Below are 18,460 nucleotides of genomic sequence, written 5' to 3'. Positions count from 1 at the left end.
CATTGAAGAATCCAGATATTAACAGATTAAAATTATTATGGGAAGAAGTTCAAAAGTAATCGAACGTGACGAGGTGGTAGTTCGATTCTCAGGAGACTCCGGAGACGGCATGCAGCTAACAGGAACTTTATTTTCGAATACCTCAGCTATTTTTGGGAATGATATTTCTACATTCCCTGATTACCCGGCTGAAATTAGGGCTCCTCAAGGAACTATTGGTGGTGTATCTGGTTTTCAGGTACATTTCGGGCATACCGAGGTTTATACTCCAGGTGATTACGCAGATGTGCTGGTAGCCATGAATCCGGCTGCACTTAAAGCAAACGCGCAATGGGTAAAGGCCGGAGGTACAATCATTATGGATGTGGACAGTTTTGACGACAAAAATCTTGCTAAGGCTGGCTACCAAACCAACGATCCTATTGTTGAGGACAAGCTTGGTGGTTTTAACATCATCAAAGCCCCCATCACAACTCTTACCAAAGAGAGTTTAAAAGGCATGGGGCTAGATCATAAAAGCATTCTAAGGAGTAAAAATATGTACGCTTTAGGACTGGTTTATTGGCTATTTGACCGCCCATTGACTCATACAAATGAGTTTATTAAAAAGAAATTTGCTAAAAAACCGTTGGTTGTTGAAGCCAACCTTAAAGTACTTAAAGAAGGGTATAACTATGGCGTTATCATTCAGGCAGTAACTCCTTCATATCATATAAACCCGGCTTCAATTGAAAAAGGTAGGTACCGTAACCTAAACGGTAACACTGCTGTTGCATGGGGATTGATTGCGGCATCCCAGAAAGCAAATCTTGAGTTGTTTTTAGGATCCTACCCTATTACTCCTGCAACCGAAATCCTTCAGGAACTATCTGCCCGTAAAGATTTAGGTGTTAAGGTTTTCCAGGCTGAAGATGAAATTGCCGGAATTTGTACTGCTATTGGTGCCAGTTTTGCCGGAGACTTAGCTGTGACTACCACGTCTGGCCCGGGTTTAGCATTAAAAGGTGAAGCTATCGGCCTGGCAGTAATAGCCGAACTCCCAATTGTTATTGTAAATGTTCAGCGCGGAGGCCCTTCTACAGGATTGCCAACCAAAACCGAGCAAAGCGACTTGTTCCAGGCCCTATATGGCCGAAACGGAGAAAGCCCCTGCGTTGTAATAGCAGCTTCTTCGCCAATCAACTGCTTTGAGTATGCCTTTTATGCAGCAAAAATTGCAGTAGAACACATGACTCCAGTGATTTTGCTTACTGACGGATTTCTAGCCAACGGCACACAGCCATGGAGAATTCCTGATTTAAAAGATTATCCTGAAATAAAAGCCAAAAGGGTAACAGGAAACCCAGACAATTGGCTACCCTATATGCGCGATCCTAAATCGTTGGTTCGCAGCTGGGCAAAACCAGGCACTCCAAAATTAATGCACCGGATTGGAGGTTTGGAGAAGGATGAATTAACAGGAGGGGTTTCTTATGATGGTCCAAACCACCAAAAAATGGTAGATACACGCCAGGCAAAGGTTAAAAATATTGAAAACCACATCCCTGAACAAGATGTACTTGGCTGCCCTGATAGTGACGTTTTAGTTGTTGGATGGGGTGGTACATTTGGTCATTTATATACTGCAGTTGATGAATTGAAGCAAGAAGGCATAAATGTTGCCCTGGCTCATTTTAATTATATCAATCCACTGCCCAAAAACACTTACGATGTACTTAAAAAATACAAGAAGATTATCGTTTGTGAATTGAATCTGGGACAATTTGCCAACTATTTACGGATGAACTTTCCTGAAATACCATACAGGCAATTCAATAAGGTACAAGGATTACCGTTTACTGTGGTTGAATTAAAAGAACAGTTTAAAAAATTATTGGAGGAATAAACGATGAGCAAGATTTGCGAATTTCAATATACAGATTTTAAAAGTGATTTAAGCGTACGTTGGTGCCCGGGGTGTGGCGACCATGCCATCCTGAATTCTGTTCAAAAAGCTATGGCAAGGCTAAATGTACAACCACACAACGTAGCTGTAATATCAGGAATTGGTTGTTCTTCCAGGTTTCCTTATTACATGAATACATACGGTTTTCATACCATTCATGGTCGCGCAGCAGCTGTTGCTTCCGGAGTAAAAGTTGCCAACCCCAAACTTCAGGTTTGGGAAATTACCGGAGATGGAGATGCTTTGGCAATTGGAGGAAACCATTTTATCCATTTGATTCGAAGAAACATTGATATTAACGTGATTCTTTTCAACAATCAAATTTATGGATTAACCAAAGGACAGTATTCACCTACTTCAAAACGGGGCTTTATTTCAAAAACATCGCCTTTTGGAACAGTTGAAGATCCATTTAAGCCCGGCCAGTTAGCCCTTGGGGCAGGAAGCCAGTTTTTTGCACGTACTGTTGACAAAGAGCTAAAACTATCGGTTGACATAATGGTTGAGGCTGCAAAACACAAAGGGACATCCATTGTTGAAGTATTGCAAAACTGTGTGATTTATAATGACAAAACACACGAAGCCATCACTGATAAAAAACACAAAGCAGACAGAACTATAGTGCTTCATCATGGCGAAAAAATGATTTTTGGTGAAAATAAGGACAAAGGTCTTGTTTTGGATGAAAATCATAACCTCAAAGCAGTTACTATAGGCAAGGATGGCTATACTATGGAAGATATCCTGGTACATGATGCGCATAACTATCATGTTTCTATGCACCGCAAACTGTCGAATATGGAATATCCTGAATTACCTGTAGCTCTGGGTGTTATTCGATCAGTGGATGAACATATCTATGATGAAGATGTTGAAACACAACTTCAAGAAATACAAGAAAAAACAACCATTTCAACTTTTGAAGAAATGGTAAATTCAGGTGAAACCTGGGAAGTAAAATAACTTTGCCAACATGATAAATTAAACTATCGTGAAATACTATAAAAGGTTGTGGCTATAACGCTGCAACCTTTTTTTGATTATTATACATACATGTTGTAACTTCTGCTCTTTGCAATGCGTCTCACACTATACAAAAAGAAAAACCATTGTTATGAGAAAATCGTTAGTTACATTGTTAATGGTCGCCATTACAGCCACCTCCATCTTTGCACAGGAAAAAGAAGTCCGCGAAACTCAATCCTTCAACTCGCTATCTGCCAGTTCTGGAATAGATGTTTACATAACACAAGGGAACGAATTTAATGTAATCGTAGAATCTCAAAAGAGCTCCATACACCGTATTATTACCGAAGTAAAAGATGAAACGCTCCACATATATGTAAAAGGAAGGTTCAAATGGAGCTCCAGAGATGTAAAAAAGGTGCATGTTACTGCTCCTGAATTTAAAAGAATTTCTGCTTCTGGAGGAGCCGATATCAGGGGTGTTGGCGGAATGGAAGAAAATAACCTGACCCTAATAAGTTCGGGAGGTGCCGATATATACCTGACAACAAAAACCCACGACATTAAACTGGTTTGCTCAGGAGGATCTGATATCTCTGTAAAAGGGGAATCGGTAAATATTGATGCCACTTGTTCTGGTGGTTCGGACATAGATGCAGGTAAACTTGTTGCGAAAAATGTAAACGTGTCCTGTTCGGGAGGCTCGGATGCCTATGTGAATGCCACTGAAGAACTAAAAGCTACTGCCAGTGGTGGCAGTGACGTGCATTACAGGGGAACTCCCCCAAACATAAAGATTAATAAAAGCGGAGGTGGCGACGTAAGAAGGTTTTAAATATATACTCCCGGTGCAATATGTGTTGCACCGGGAAATATCAATTTATACCAAAACAATACCATTTTGGGCACATTCCTTACGCATATCGTCAGGCCATATACTCGACTGTATTTCTCCGATATGTGCCTTACGCAAAAAGAACATACACAACCGTGACTGGCCAATACCACCACCTACGGATAACGGAAGTTCTCCTGATAACAATCGCTTATGGAACATCAACTCTTTACGTTCAGGACAACCTTCAATTTCCAACTGTTGCTGTAAGACCTCCGGACTCACACGTATCCCCATAGAAGACAGCTCAAACGAACGCTCCAGTATGGGATTCCAAACCAAAATATCACCATTCAATCCTTTGTGCCCATTTTCTGCTACGGATGTCCAGTCGTCATAATCCGGTGCTCGTCCATCATGTTTTTCGCCATTAGTCAGCTTTCCTCCTATTCCTACTAAAAAAACAGCCCCAAATTCTTTTGCCGCAGCATCTTCCCTTTCCTTTGGAGAAAAATCCGGATATTTTTCGAGCAACTCCTGTGAATGGATAAAAGTAATATCATGAGGTAATATGGGAATTATTTCAGGGTACCTCTCAAAAACAATAAATTCGGTGCGCTTCATTACCTCATATATTTTTTTAACAATATATTTCAGAAAACCGATATTGTATTCTTCACCAGAGATATGGCGCTCCCAATCCCATTGATCCACATATAACGAATGTATGTTACTCAGCTCTTCATCTGGGCGAATTGCGTTCATATCTGTATACAATCCATATCCACTTTCAATATTATAATCTGCCAGCATCATCCTTTTCCACTTTGCCAGGGAATGCACTACCTCAGCCGGGGCATCATTAAATTCTTTAATAGGGAAAGATACCGGTCGTTCTGTTCCATTTAAATCATCGTTGATACCAGTTCCTTTCATTACAAAAAGTGGGGCTGTAACCCTTCTTAACCTTAACTCAGAAGCCAAAGAACTCTGAAAAAAATCCTTAACGGTTTTAATTGCATGTTCTGTCTGTTTCAAATCCAGATGGGATTTGTAATTTTTTGGTATAAATAATTTTGCCATAACTTAAAAATAATATGATATCACAATTTAAGTATTGATTTTTCAATTAGCAATATTGGGCTTGCAATTATCAATCTAAAAAACAAAAATGCACGCAAGTAGTATTATACACAATGTACAACCATGCTTTAAACTTTGTTGGTATGTTCAGTGTTTTATTATTTTTGCAGAGCTTATCCAAAATCACTCATTCTAAAAATGGAAAATACACCAATTCCTGTTACGATTATTACCGGCTTTTTAGGAGCGGGAAAAACAACTGTACTAAACAATATTCTTAAAAACTACAACGAGTTAAAAATATTAATTATTGAAAACGAAGTTGGCGAAATCAATATTGACGGCAGTCTGTTATAAAAAGGAAGCAACAACAGTATTTATGAGCTTACAAACGGCTGTATCTGTTGTTCTTTAAAAACAGAGTTGGGCACGGTTCTAAACAGTATCATCATGTCGAAAATAAAGCATGACTATATGCTTATTGAAGCTACAGGCATTGCTGATCCGGAAGAGATTGTAATGATGTTTAACGGGAAAAGGGTACAAAAATATTTTAAGCTTGATGGAGTTATCTCAATTGTTGATGCCAGTTTGTTTTTAACGCAACACCCCCTATTCCCTGAAATAAGGAAACAGGTGGCTTTGTCGGACATGGTTTTGATAAACAAAACTGATTTAATAACACCGGATGTTTTATCCGAAGTAAAAATAGCGGTGCAATCTATTAATCCCCTTGCCAATATAGAACAATGTACATTTGGTAATACATCCTACAAAGCATTGCTGCACAACAATGCCCATCATCCCAAAGAAATTGAAAAGACAGTAACCGACTTTTCATCTATAGCTTTTGCCCCCAAGCATTCAATACAACCTGTTTCCATCGTACTTGAAAAGGATTTTGACATGGAAAAAATATCCAAATGGCTCGAAGCATTTTTAAACGACAATTCCAAAAATATTTTACGGATTAAAGGCGTACTAAGCATCAATGGAATGAAGCACAAAATTATCCTCCAGTCAGTGGGAAACCAGTTTCAGGTATACCAGGGAGCAGAATGGGATGATGAAGCCCGTATCAACAGACTGGTGTTTATAGGAACAGGACTAGATAAGAATGAAATCCTTAATACCTTAAACACCATATCTCCCTTGCTCCCTAAACAATAACCCCATCAGTAAAATGTCATTTAAAATAAAAATCCAACAGAAAATGAAGACACCACGTCTTTAAAAAACTCGATAAAAATGAATTACAGTTGCCCGGGGGTGTATTTTTTAAAAATATTTTCTTTTTTTATCAAACAAATTTTGTTCTATTACCACTAACCACCTAGCTCTCTTATTAGTATCATTGAACTGTATGGTATTTGTCCCCAAATTAAGATTTGATGGCTCAATCCAGGCGGAAATGTGTGGATATTTTTTTTTAAATTTACCTTGTTGATAGTTCACTAAATACCTTCAGATATGGCTGGTGATTTGGAATTGAGTCCACGTAAATTTTTAGCCCCTGAGTATATTTTTGGAATTGACTCCCGTTTAATGGCCGGAGTTTATTGTAAAAAACTTGGAGGGAGAAAAATACTCCTTGTTACGGACAAGGGGATGATGAATACCCCATGGGTTGCTGAAATAGAAGACCAGCTAAAGCAACATGCTCTCGAATATATCATTTTCTCGTCAGTTTCGCCCAACCCGCGCGACTATGAGGTAATGAAAGGCACCGAAATTTTTGAAGAGCACAAATGCAATGCAATTCTTGCCCTTGGAGGAGGAAGTGTAATGGATTGTGCCAAGGGGATTGGTATTGTAAGCTCAAACCATGGGCATATCATAGAATATGAAGGTGTAGATATGATCACCAAACCCATGCCGCCATTGATATGTATCCCCACTACAGGAGGCACTTCTGCTGATGTATCACAATTTGCCATTATTAACAACACTAACGAAAGGTATAAGATGGCTATTATCAGCAAGGCCGTAGTTCCTGATGTGGCACTAATCGATCCCTGGATACTAACCAGTATGGATTCTTTTTTAACGGCATGTACAGGATTGGATGCCCTCTCCCATGCCTTTGAAGCCTTTGTTTCAAATGCCAATTCACCATTTACTGATTTATATGCATTAGAGGCCATAAAACTTTTAAAAGGCAATTTAAAAGATAGTATCGACCGCCCAAAAGATGTTCAGGCCCGGGGCAAGGTGATGCTGGCCAGTTTATATGCAGGCCTGGCTTTTTCTAATGCCAGTCTGGGATGTGTGCATTCTTTGGCTCATAGCCTCGGAGGATATCTTGACCTGGCTCATGGAGAATGCAACGCTATTTTACTTCCCCATGTAGTTGATTATAATTTTGAATCAGCAGCAGAACGCTATATAGAAATTGCCAGGATATTCAATTTACCGGTGGCAAACCAAACCACTCGCAACATACGTAGCAACTTTGTTGATTACCTTATTGGTTTTAAACAAAGTATGGGCATTACAAAAACCCTGAAAACAAATGGGGTATCTACTGATATAGTACCTATTATTGCAGGCAAGGCCATTAACGATCCTTGCAATGCCACAAATCCCAAACCTCCGGTTAAAAAAGATTTGGAAACAATTTACCTTGAAGCCATGTGATTGAATGGAAGAAAACTGGAACAAATATCGCGATAAAATAATAGGCCTGGGGGAACACTCCCTACGCAAAAGCTATTACCCCGAATTACAGGAAAAAATAGGTAGTCTTGAAGCTTCCCAAAAAAACCTGCAAACCTTGTTTAATAGCATTAGTGATGCCATAATTATTCATGATGTAAATGGAAACATACTATATATAAACGACCATGCCCGAAAAACCTACAATATAAACGATGATCCCCAAACAAAATATACCGTTTATGATATATCTGCCCCTTGTCAGGATACCAGTGGACTACCTGATGTCTGGGAGAAAGTAATCAACAACTCATCCCAGATTTTTGAATGGGTTGGGAAGCAATTAGAGACGAATGTTGAATTGTCAATACAAGTATCCCTGAGTCCTACTTTTTGGAAAGGCGAACGTGCCATTGTTGCTGTAACAAGGGATTTTGCTGCCCGAAAAAAGTACGAGCAGGAATTAAAAATGGCAAAAGAAAAAGCAGAAGAGGCCAACCGGCTAAAAACAGAATTCCTGAACAACATGTCGCACGAAATCAGAACCCCGATGAATGGGATCAGTGGATTTGTTGACCTGCTGGGCGAGGATGACATAAGTTCAGAAATGCGCAAATATTATTCTTCGATTGTTCAGAACAGCTGCGCACAACTTTTAAAAATCATAGACGATATATTAGAAATATCTAAGCTCGAAACAAAGCATATAAAAGTTTACGAAGAAACATTTTCAATAAACGATGTGCTCATGGAGATATTTTCAATATTCAATCTCCGGTCAAACAAGCGTAAACTACCCATATACCTAAAAAAGGAGTTAAAACAAGACGAAAGCTATATTGTTTCAGATAAAACCAAACTATACAAAATTTTAAACAACCTTTTAGAAAATGCTTTAAAGTTTACCTATGAAGGATACATCGAACTTGGGTATTTTACAAAAAAGAACAAGCTGGTAATCTATGTAAAAGATACAGGTGCAGGAATATCTTCTTTAAACAAAGAGATTATTTTTGACCGGTTTTCGCAGGGAGATGCCAAAATTTCGGACAAGCATGAAGGTCTGGGCCTTGGGCTTTCAATAGCAAAAGAAAATGCTCAACTATTAGATGGGGATATTAATGTAGAATCAGTGGAAGGAGAAGGCTCAACTTTTTATGTGAGTATTCCATACAATCCAGCAATAAAAAGCCATACTGCCCAAGCCTATAGCAAAAAATCAGTTGGCAATCCAAGCCCGGCCAAAACTATTCTAATAGCGGAAGATGAAGAAATAAACTACCTATATTTAGAAGCCATACTCGAAAAAAAAATAGATTTCAATTATACTTTGATTCATGCAAAAAACGGCAAGGAAGCTGTTGAAATCTGCAATCAAAACAGCAATATCGACCTGGTATTAATGGATATAAAAATGCCCATAATGAATGGTCATGAAGCGACAGAAAAAATAAAAACAATTTTCCCTAATCTTCCTGTTATTGCACAAACAGCCTACTCTACCGAAGCCGACAAAAACCTTGCTCTGGAACATCGTTGCGATGACTTTATTTCCAAACCCATCAGTAAAGAACAATTGATGGAAATAATATACAAATACCTGCCCGATAAATAAACGGTGTGGGAAGAGTTGACTACAACCATTAAAAGGCATTATATAGGTTTAACATATAACAATAGTTCGTTAGTTCTTTATAAGTGTAATTTTGGCATACTAAATAACTTGAGAAATACTTAACTTTATTCACCCCTAACTTCATTTTATTAATTTATATTTGAATTATATTTATTTTAATATTATCTTTATTCAAAATAAATTAAGTTTATGGATAAAAAACTCCCTATATCTTGTCCGAGCTGTAGTGCCGGGTTAAAAGTAAAAAGTCTTTATTGCGAAAACTGTGAAACCACAATTACCGGCCAATTTGAATTGCCGGTTCTTTTAAGACTTGAACCCAGAGAACAGAACTTTATCCTTGATTTTATTCAATGCAGCGGAAGCCTAAAACTGATGGCTTCAAAATTAAATTTAAGCTATCCTACAGTTCGAAATATGTTAGATGACCTGATCGGTAAAATTAAAAATCTACAACATCATGATTAAAAAACTAATCAATCCATTTTATTACATAGCCGGTTTAAAGTCGTTGGCATTAGGATTGGCAATTATTATACTTTCATCAACAATTGGTTATTTTAGCCATACACACTTTCCTTCTATCATATCCATAAAAACCAGTCCGGATATGCCTTTATGGTATTTTATTATCCAAAACCTGATCAACTGGCTTACTATATCAACGTTTATGTATATTGCAGCCATTTTATTCTCAAAATCAAAGGTGCGTATAATTGATATCTATGGCACCCAAGCTCTTGCACGATACCCATATTTTCCAGCCGCTTTTATTGGATTTTCGGAAGCCCTTGAATTATTTGGGAAATATATTTTATGGACAACCCTAAAGATGGGCGAACCTGTTGAGATATCGAATATAGAAATAATGGTAGCTGTTACTCTTATAGTGTTCTCCTTACTTTTAACCATTTGGTTAATTGCATTAATGTTTAATGCATTTAAAATATCAGCCAATATTAAAGGTTCAAAACTTTCCATCATCTTTATAATTGTGCTGGTTATTTCTGTAATTATTACCGAATATCTTAATTATCAATTCACCTTAAAACTTTATTAGTTATGAAACGCACTCAATTTGGATGGGTAACAGTTACCATCGTTTTAATTGTTAATAGTATTGTAATCTTCCAATTTCCACATCCCACAACATTTTTGTTGATTTCAATAATATCGCTTATAACCATTTTAATGTTTTACAAGCTCACAATAACCGTCTCTGAGAAATGTGTGCAATACAGCTTTGGAATTGGCTTAATTAAAGGAAGTTATAAATTGAACGACATTATTAGCTGCAAGCCTATAAGTTACATGCCATTGGGGTGGGGAATCAGGTTCAGGCCGGGCGTTATACTTTATAATGTTTCGGGCAATAAAGCCATTGAACTTGAAGTGAAAAACAAGAAACGGAAAATATGGATCGGAACAAATGTTCCTGAAGAATTAGCCGATTACATAAACTCACAACGCAGCCAAGTTGTATAATATAATAATGGTTTTCAGGCTATTCAAGCCATGTTGATTTATAACAATATTGGTAAGAACCAATCAGTAATCTTAAAAGCAGTGGGGTGTCTCAAGAATATTTTATTCAATAATTAAACATACAAATTGTTAGTTGAGTCTGAATAAATCATATCCCCGAGACATCCCGTTCCCCATTGCAATAAAAAGGCTATTCCTATCTATCCTTTATATCCTAAAATTGTAGCTTATCTGAAATAGATACCAAAGTTGATTTATCCATCGTGGGTAATGCCGCTATGATAATATACATATCATAGGCTGGATAATCAATGATGAGAGCAGTACCTTCTTCTTCCTCCATTTCACCATAATAGCAGTTATGGCCATTGTGTGTAAACTTTTCCATGCCACTGTATTCGCCTTCTTCGGCATTTTTTCTTGATTCTGCTACAATAGTAAGCGACGAGAATCCTTTTGTTAAAGTACTGGCATGTACCCCAAAAACAGAATTCACTCCCCAGCTTTTGTATCCTCCATACGAAAAACCATTTACTACACTTTTAAATTTATCAAAAGGGTATTCAACCGGAATCTGCAGATCATCATCATCATCATCCATATCTTCCATGGCAGGCATATTTCCCATTTGTGCAAAAAAGTTATTCTGGGCGGCTGACAAATCCTGATAGTTTACATCGGTTGGTGCTGTGAATGTTGATGCCGGAACTGATATTCCTGGTTTTAAATCTGTAAACATTTCATTATTAACAATACCCATTACTTTAACTTCGCTTTTTATGGCTACACCTTTATACAACCAGCTTTTACATCCCATAATAGTAAAAACATCACATGAATACCCATTCAGGGATTCACTACCTAATTTTTGCCCACCCATACTTTCTAAAACTCCGTTGGCAAAAGCTTCTCTCTCTTCCTCGGTCATAGATTCAGATATTTCCTGTCCTATGTTATAACCAGGGACTGTTCCTTTGCAACCCGTGTTTTCAATATAGTTAACGGTCCAATAATTATCTTTTACCACAATCGTTTTTGCATGTTTTTCCTCAGTGGTTTTCATTCCAAACAGCTTGGTAGTGGTAACGGATTTTTCAATTTCGCAGGTTTTTTCTCCAAAATCATCCCACCAAAGCTCCTTGGTTCCCACAGTACTCCCTGTAAGTTCGAGTTTTACATAACCCGACTTTAAGGCATAGCGTTTTGCTTTTTGGGAATAAATAGCAGTACTACATACCACTATTAAGCACCATGCCATAACATTTTTTTTCATAAGCTATCCTTTTGAATGTTGATCACCAAATAATTATAGATGCATATGATTTTTTAATACACCTGCATCATATACCTGAAGTCTACCGTTACCGTTCCCTTATAGCTTTCTCCAGTATCACCGGTAAGATCCAATGTTATCTTGTAAGTGTATTGATCAGAAGTTGCTTCAACCTTTAACGTTCCTGCTGTAAAGTATACAGATGATTCGTTTGAAGTATATCCTTCAGCCGATTGATAAACACCTAACTTCATATATCCATAAAAGAAACCTTCCTCCTCCTCATCTTCTCCAAAAGTGTAGGTGCCAACTGGAATATCGCTGTTTTTGTGCAAAATAAGTGTCAGCCAATCTCCTTCTCCTTTAACCTCAAAGCTGGTATTAAGGTATAATGAACCATCCCACAGGCTAATCTTAAAGTAATCTTCGGTATTATCATGCCAAAGCTCGCACATACTATTGGGATTAAATTCCGTACCATTAAAAGTAAGTGCAGATTTTGTGTCCTCAGGTTTTGTATCATCTTTTCCGCACGAAGGCAGTACAACTGCAGCGCACACAATAACCGCTAAAAAAAATGCTATTTTCTTCATAATTTAATTTATTGTTTAGGGAACTGTAGGTTTGCAGATCCCAATTGTTACTTTATTATTGTTATTAATTACTTTTTAAACTGCTATGTCCGGTACCACTACCAAAACACCCCCACTGGGCATCATCAGACAACCCTCCTGCATCTGTGGACACCATGTATACTTCGCCCATTCCTGCATACACCAGTGTTCCATTACTTAACATAGAAAGGTCGGACAAGCCAAATCCGTCAATAGGAATTGCTGTGGACTCACCAGAGAGTGGATCAAGCTTTTCGGCTCCTTGCAAACATTTATATACATTCCCATCTTCAGCGATAAGCATTTCCCCTCTTACAAAAATCCGTTGCAAATTGTATGAAAACAACTCACTCCCATCTGGTGAATATTTATGAAAGTATCCATCTTCAACCCCAATAAACAGGTTACCATCTTTATCAATTACAGCATGATTGGCCACATAATTATCTCCGAATGAAATTTCCCATTTTTTATCCAGAGAAGCTGATAGAGAGATCAGTTTGGTTTCAAAATTCACATCATCATTACCACTAATAAATATGTCGCCATTATTATTGGCGCAGTGTAATTTACATCCGTTATAATCGTCATAAATGGCAGGGGTAAGCCCTGCAGTCCCATCAGCTGTGACATATTTGTTTAGTATGGCAAAATTTCCGGAAGAATGAGAAACATGGGCAACCATATAAACGCCATTTGAAGTAGCCAAAGGGGCTGATAATTTTGTAAACCTGTCGTAATAGTTATCTCGCAAAGTAATGTCCTGCACCCAGTTCTCAGTGCCTGTAGAAGAAACACATACCATTTTACCACTAACTGCTGTGCTTATATCCGAAAGATAAGAGTCAAAAGTAACAACAATACTACCATCAGATGCAACACAAGGCTTATAAGTGTTTTTAGTGGCTATTAATCCATCTCCTGTTAATTGATAACTCCATTTTTTCTGTCCGGTTTGTGCATCGAGAGCATACAAATAGTTTTTACAGGCAAAAAACAACTGTCCGTTATGGTAAACAGGATTGGAAGGATTTTCTGGCAGTTCGTTACTCCATATTATATCTCCCGACTCATTGTAACAGTATATGGCAACACCTTCACTCAATAAATCCTTAACAAAAGTAACCACAAAATTATCGTTGGGCATAACTACCGGCACACCAAGTGGTGTATAATCGTCAGAATCGACTTGTAATACTTTGCTTGATACTTTTTTATCATTTTCAATCAAGTCATCGCATGACGATAGAAACGCAGCGATGAATAAAAATCCTATTAGTTTTAAAGTAAATTTTCTCATTGGTTTGTATGTATTATTTTATAAATTTTTAATGCAACAGCGTTTTGATCTGGAGTCTATGATATCGATTTCATAATCCCTTGAATAGAATTGCCCTAAACAGCATAGTCTTTTGTCCAGATCCGGGTATTCAGGTTCATTTCTGTAACTATGGTTTCAATCATGCCAAAAAGCAAGAACATCTCTTCAACATCTTCATACTTTATGCCTTCTTTGCCTATTTTAGGCTCAAACATATTTTTGTGCATAGGTATGGCGCAATAAACATTGTTCCCTACAAAAGAAAAGTACATTTTAACTCCCAGGTGTCTATAAATATTAACAATAGCTTCCATCATTGTAGGTGTTAATATATAGCGGGCTTCCTGCTGACTGGAACCATAAACCGAGAATATCTTTTCAAACTCAGGATTTTCCAGTTTAATCAGTTCTCCAAATCGGTGGGTCTTTTTGCGTTCCCTGCCAAACAGATTTGTTGTAAACTTATCATTCTGAGGCACCACAAAAGTCTGCTCACCCAGATGCTTGTTAAAATCAGCCACAAAAAAGATTCCCCTAAATATGGTGTTCCATTCTGTACGCTTTGAACCATCATCATCCCGCGTTTCACTCTTCTCTTCCGTTTTCAATTCAGAAAATTCAAAAGGTGTTTTATCGATTTTTCCGGTAATTAAATCATCTCCATTACATCGGTCTGGCTTTTTCGGAAAAATACCTGATTGAGAATAAACCCGTTCAGAAATATGTGCAGATGGGTTATATGAATAATCAGGATTTATTAACCTCACTATTTTTGCAACCACCTCCGCTTTAAAAACTTTTTTATAATCCTGATATCGGATATAGGCCTTAAGTCCGCAAAAAATGCCTGCAATAGCCAATATAACCAACAACACAATAACCAACGTACCGCTCACAAAAGACTCGCCATAATGATAGGTAAGAAACACCAATACTGCAGCAAAAATACCAAGCCCACGCCATTTTTTAATATATTTTCGCTGACCCTCCATTTGAGCCAGTTGAGGTTTCAGTTCATTTTTATATAGTAATTTTAATTCTTCCGGTGATTTCATTTTATGTATTAAGTTAAGATCATTAAAGTGCAAGGCAATCCACAAACAAACATATTACAGATGCAATAAATAATGTGGCTTTGATATCTCACGCTATTACTGTGAACTATATTAGAACAGGCTCTTCACTTCCACATTTTGCCTCTCCAATTCAGGAATTACAAATACCTCCTTACGCTTTAGGTTCATCATGCCTGCCAATATGCTTTTGGGAAATGTTTCGATACCATTATTAAAATCGGTTATCACTGCATTGTACGTTCTCCGGGCAGCCGATATTTGAGACTCTACTTCATTAAGGGTGCGTTGCAGGTTAATAAAGTTATCATTGGCCTTTAGGTCGGGATAGCTTTCAACGGCTACCATAAGCCCTTTCATGCCAGCGGATATCTTATTATCGAGTGCCACTTTTTCATCACTGGTCAGGTTTCCTGAAGTAGCTTTAGAGCGCATTTCTGTCACTTGAGTCAATAACTCTTTTTCATGGGCAGCATACTGCTTTACAGTAGCCACCAGGTTGGGGATAAGATCGTATCGTTTTTTGAGCTGTACATCCATGCCTCCAAAAGCATTATCCACTTCGTTTCGCCTACGAACCAAACTGTTATACATAGATATAACCAAAATAATCAATAGCAGAGCAACAGCGGCTACAATAATGATTGAATTCATATTTAATAGTTTTTATCTTTAAGTTTTGTTTTTACATACTCCACTTCACCAGCCACCCTTTTTATTCCTTTCATAAAACGCCTAAGCTTCACTACAAAGAATACAATGATCAACCCCAACACAATTATAGGGAAAGCAATACCAACCCACATTGGGGTTTCTATAGCCTTTGAAGAGCTTGAGGTTTCATGACTTACACCCTGAGATTTCATCCATTCATCATGCAACCGGTGTTGCTCCTGGATGTATTTTGCTTCCGCCTCAATTGAATCTTTCGCTGCCTGGTTTTGTGGAGTCTGGTCCAACATACTGCCAAATTCCAGATTTCCTCCTGCTTTTAACCGGGCCAGTTCTTCTTCTGATAATCCCAATTCATCCGTATTAATGTCACCAATTTGAGATTCCATTTGTTTTATCACAGAATCAAGTGCCAGGATCTGCTTAACACTCAAGTCCCGGGACAAAACGGCTGCCCTGTCTTTAGCTTCATCAATGTGCTTTTTAGCCAACATAACTTTTGATACAGCAAAAGCTCCTTTTATGCCTTGGCCAACACTCAAACTATCTGTATTGTTTTTTTCCACCGAAATGGCAAATTTTACCGCTTTCTGCATAGCTGCCTGGCATTCCCCTACAGCTTCAGCCATTTCATCAATAACCTCTACAGCCTCGGGCTGGTCTTTTAAATTAGCCGGAACAACATAATCTACTTTTCGTTTCTGCGAACATGAAGCCCAAAGGCATAACAAAATCAATAGCAACAATGAATTTTTCATATACTTTACAGTTAAGTTTTAAAACCCGGTTTCATCTAAAAAAAGCACGCTGTTATTTACCCAATAGGCAACTGGCACTAGCCATAGCATAAAAATGATGAACAATGGGGTTAATTCACTGCGCAAAGAAAAAGTGAAAAAAGATGCTTAATGTGGTAAAATTTGAAAGCGGTAGTTTACATCTTGAAAGTGGTCAGTAATACCTAAAAGTTGTTATTTACCGGACAGATATTATACCTGAATGCAAAAACAAGTTGAATTAGTTTATTGGGCTTGGTTTCAATCTGTATACTAAACCAATAATTTCTCAAGGTCGTTTAACACCTCTTGCTTTCTACGTTTTGATACAGGTATCTCCTGGTTGTCATTCATAATGATAAAACCCCCATCCGATTTATCGATCCTGTTTACCTCATTAATATTAACCAGGAACGACTGGTGCGGACGAATAAAACAATAGCCTGAAAGCAATTCTGTATATTCCTTTATACTCTTTGAAACCAGCAATGGTTTTTGGTTTTTAACATAAAAGGTAGTGTAGCTATTGTCACTTTTGCAGTATGTAATGTCGCAAATATTAACAATATGCAACGATTCGGAAGTACGAAGAACAATTTTATTGGGTTTTTCTTTTGTTGAATATTGTTGCTCAAAATATTCAGTTTGCTGCAACAAGTCTTCTTGCTTTATTTGAGCAATAACGCGGTTGATAGCATCACAAAACTCGAATTCATTTACCGGTTTTAAGATATAATCAATAGCACTAAATTTTATGGCTTTGATGGCATATTGGTTATACGCCGTAATAAAAATCACTTTGAAACTATATGGCCTGCAAGCCTGAAGTACCTGAAAACAATTACCCCCTTCAATTTCAATATCCATTAATACTAAATCTGGCTTGGTGCTATTAAGTAAGGCAATAGAATCGTTAACGCTTGAGGCTTCTCCTATAATTTCCACCTGAGGAAAATTCCCGATCAGCAAGTTACGGTTTGTTTCCCGCAAAGCTTTTTCATCTTCAATGATTACAGTTCTCATAATCAGGTTAATTAATAATTGGCAAAAGTAATCATTTTCATAACCCATAAAAAAACAAGAACCTGATCTTAATGGAGCGATATTGGCTATTCGTCAAATACTTTACCTGAACAATGGACGTTCAACAACTATGAAAATCAAACTAGTTGTATATGATCTTTTGATATATCCATACCCAAACAACAAATGCCAACCAAACGACCACCATAACACACACTATATCTACACATTACAGCTTTGGCACATCCTTTGCAAATGTCTTAACATCTGAATACCGGTAAATTCAGGCACCAAATTTTATTATAAAACATAAAAAACTGGAAGCCATGAAAACAACAAAATTAACACTGCTTGTAATGGTGTTTACCCTTACAGCATTTATACCTGAAAATAGTGCCGAGGCACAAGAACGTAGAAAGCATAACTATAATGATTCGCGGGTAAAACGATATAAAGAACTCCGGCATAAAGAAACCCGGGATGAAGGTCATGATTGGGACTACAAATACAAAGTACATCCCAATAGGGACAAAAATCGACAACATGCCAATAGAAGCTACCAAAAACAACATGATAAACACAACTATTATTCCGGGCATAATAACCATAACAGATACAAGCATCATAAAAATTACCCGTACAATAAGAACCTATGCTACAGGCATCCACACCATGGAATGGTTTATCGTAAATTTCACAAGGCACCTGTAGAATTCAGGCACCACAATTGCCACTATTATTACATAGACGGATATTACTACCGCCACCAGGACGGAGTTGGATTTATACGCGTAGAATTACCCGGGAATATCGTTATTGAACGACTACCGGAGCGTTGTGAACGGTTTTCCCATCATGGACATGTTTATTTCAGGACGGGTGATTTGGTTTTTGAAAGCTATGGACACGGATTTAGAATGTTACCTGATTTTAACATACAAATCTTAGCTCGATTTTAGATATAATAAAATGTATATATAGTCATTAGTTCGTTAAAATTTTATAATATACTGATTCCAAATACATTGAATAATTTATGGCAAAATTATTATCTTATTGATTTTAAGCGAATTGTAAATCAGTCTAATGTCTATTATCTAAAA

18 protein-coding genes and 1 pseudogene are annotated in these 18,460 nt (G+C 37.4%); 11 read left to right on the top strand and 8 right to left on the bottom strand.

Translation table 11 applies throughout. The features are described from left to right. Positions 1 to 37: 37 nt before the first annotated feature. The 3 genes from OM074_RS12705 to OM074_RS12695 all read left to right on the top strand — a co-directional run bounded on the left by OM074_RS12705 (position 38) and on the right by OM074_RS12695 (position 3,746). On the top strand, positions 38 to 1,885 hold the full coding sequence (locus tag OM074_RS12705) for a 2-oxoacid:acceptor oxidoreductase subunit alpha (RefSeq protein WP_301199968.1): 1,848 nt from the start codon (positions 38 to 40) through the stop codon (positions 1,883 to 1,885). A 3-nt stretch (positions 1,886 to 1,888) separates the two neighbouring features. After that, complete coding sequence (locus OM074_RS12700) at positions 1,889 to 2,908, top strand: 2-oxoacid:ferredoxin oxidoreductase subunit beta (RefSeq protein WP_301199966.1); 1,020 nt, start codon at positions 1,889 to 1,891, stop codon at positions 2,906 to 2,908. Positions 2,909 to 3,059: 151 nt separating this feature from the next. After that, positions 3,060 to 3,746, top strand: coding sequence for a head GIN domain-containing protein (locus OM074_RS12695; RefSeq protein WP_301199964.1), 687 nt, complete (start codon positions 3,060 to 3,062; stop codon positions 3,744 to 3,746). A 45-nt stretch (positions 3,747 to 3,791) separates the two neighbouring features. On the opposite strand, the gene asnA is transcribed toward OM074_RS12695, so the two are convergent. After that, the gene (asnA, locus tag OM074_RS12690) at positions 3,792 to 4,829 is read right to left on the bottom strand and encodes an aspartate--ammonia ligase (protein WP_301199962.1); all 1,038 of its coding nucleotides are present in this window, start codon (positions 4,827 to 4,829) and stop codon (positions 3,792 to 3,794) included. 198 nt (positions 4,830 to 5,027) lie between these two features. On the opposite strand from asnA, the pseudogene OM074_RS12685 reads away from it, so the two are divergent. The 7 genes and pseudogenes from OM074_RS12685 to OM074_RS12655 form a co-directional block, all read left to right on the top strand. Beyond that, a pseudogene (locus OM074_RS12685) lies at positions 5,028 to 5,561 on the top strand (CobW family GTP-binding protein); the annotation flags it as partial. After that, the gene (locus OM074_RS12680) at positions 5,544 to 5,999 is read left to right on the top strand and encodes a GTP-binding protein (RefSeq protein WP_301200084.1); all 456 of its coding nucleotides are present in this window, start codon (positions 5,544 to 5,546) and stop codon (positions 5,997 to 5,999) included. The pseudogene OM074_RS12685 and the gene OM074_RS12680, both read left to right, overlap by 18 nt. A gap of 300 nt (positions 6,000 to 6,299) precedes the next feature. After that, positions 6,300 to 7,466 carry an alcohol dehydrogenase-like regulatory protein ErcA gene (gene ercA / locus OM074_RS12675; RefSeq protein WP_301199960.1) on the top strand — a complete coding sequence of 389 codons (1,167 nt, stop codon included), beginning with the start codon at positions 6,300 to 6,302 and terminating at the stop codon, positions 7,464 to 7,466. 4 nt (positions 7,467 to 7,470) lie between these two features. Then, complete coding sequence (locus tag OM074_RS12670) at positions 7,471 to 9,099, top strand: PAS domain-containing hybrid sensor histidine kinase/response regulator (protein ID WP_301199958.1); 1,629 nt, start codon at positions 7,471 to 7,473, stop codon at positions 9,097 to 9,099. Between the two features lie 210 nt (positions 9,100 to 9,309). Next, positions 9,310 to 9,588 (top strand): DUF2089 family protein, encoded by a 279-nt coding sequence (locus OM074_RS12665; RefSeq protein WP_301199956.1) that lies wholly within the window; start codon positions 9,310 to 9,312, stop codon positions 9,586 to 9,588. Next, entirely contained in the window at positions 9,581 to 10,180 is a 600-nt protein-coding gene (locus OM074_RS12660; RefSeq protein ID WP_301199954.1) for a hypothetical protein, read from the top strand. Before OM074_RS12665 ends, OM074_RS12660 begins: the two co-directional genes overlap by 8 nt. Before the next feature lie 2 nt (positions 10,181 to 10,182). Further along, positions 10,183 to 10,605: a hypothetical protein gene (locus OM074_RS12655; protein WP_301199953.1), complete on the top strand. Its 423-nt coding sequence runs from the start codon at positions 10,183 to 10,185 to the stop codon at positions 10,603 to 10,605. A 214-nt stretch (positions 10,606 to 10,819) separates the two neighbouring features. On the opposite strand, the gene OM074_RS12650 is transcribed toward OM074_RS12655, so the two are convergent. The 7 genes from OM074_RS12650 to OM074_RS12620 all read right to left on the bottom strand — a co-directional run bounded on the left by OM074_RS12650 (position 10,820) and on the right by OM074_RS12620 (position 17,357). After that, positions 10,820 to 11,878: a hypothetical protein gene (locus tag OM074_RS12650; RefSeq protein ID WP_301199951.1), complete on the bottom strand. Its 1,059-nt coding sequence runs from the start codon at positions 11,876 to 11,878 to the stop codon at positions 10,820 to 10,822. A gap of 53 nt (positions 11,879 to 11,931) precedes the next feature. Beyond that, positions 11,932 to 12,471, bottom strand: a complete 540-nt coding sequence (locus OM074_RS12645; protein ID WP_301199949.1) for a hypothetical protein — start codon at positions 12,469 to 12,471, stop codon at positions 11,932 to 11,934. Between the two features lie 64 nt (positions 12,472 to 12,535). Then, a complete protein-coding gene (locus OM074_RS12640; protein WP_301199947.1) occupies positions 12,536 to 13,792 on the bottom strand; it encodes an outer membrane protein assembly factor BamB family protein in 1,257 nt (418 codons plus the stop codon). A gap of 95 nt (positions 13,793 to 13,887) precedes the next feature. After that, on the bottom strand, positions 13,888 to 14,868 hold the full coding sequence (locus OM074_RS12635) for a DUF3137 domain-containing protein (protein WP_301199945.1): 981 nt from the start codon (positions 14,866 to 14,868) through the stop codon (positions 13,888 to 13,890). 111 nt (positions 14,869 to 14,979) lie between these two features. Next, complete coding sequence (locus OM074_RS12630) at positions 14,980 to 15,540, bottom strand: LemA family protein (protein ID WP_301199943.1); 561 nt, start codon at positions 15,538 to 15,540, stop codon at positions 14,980 to 14,982. Positions 15,541 to 15,542: 2 nt separating this feature from the next. Then, on the bottom strand, positions 15,543 to 16,316 hold the full coding sequence (locus OM074_RS12625; RefSeq protein ID WP_301199941.1) for a hypothetical protein: 774 nt from the start codon (positions 16,314 to 16,316) through the stop codon (positions 15,543 to 15,545). A 291-nt stretch (positions 16,317 to 16,607) separates the two neighbouring features. Beyond that, on the bottom strand, positions 16,608 to 17,357 hold the full coding sequence (locus tag OM074_RS12620) for a LytR/AlgR family response regulator transcription factor (RefSeq protein ID WP_301199939.1): 750 nt from the start codon (positions 17,355 to 17,357) through the stop codon (positions 16,608 to 16,610). A 326-nt stretch (positions 17,358 to 17,683) separates the two neighbouring features. On the opposite strand from OM074_RS12620, the gene OM074_RS12615 reads away from it, so the two are divergent. Further along, positions 17,684 to 18,316: a hypothetical protein gene (locus OM074_RS12615; protein WP_301199938.1), complete on the top strand. Its 633-nt coding sequence runs from the start codon at positions 17,684 to 17,686 to the stop codon at positions 18,314 to 18,316. Positions 18,317 to 18,460: the final 144 nt, after the last annotated feature.

This window comes from Plebeiibacterium marinum, from assembly GCF_026013615.1.
In the GTDB taxonomy this organism is placed as follows: Bacteria; Bacteroidota; Bacteroidia; order Bacteroidales; family Marinilabiliaceae; genus Saccharicrinis; species Saccharicrinis marinus_A.
Note: the sequence above shows the minus strand (reverse complement) of the source record. Positions and strands in the feature narration are given on the sequence as shown.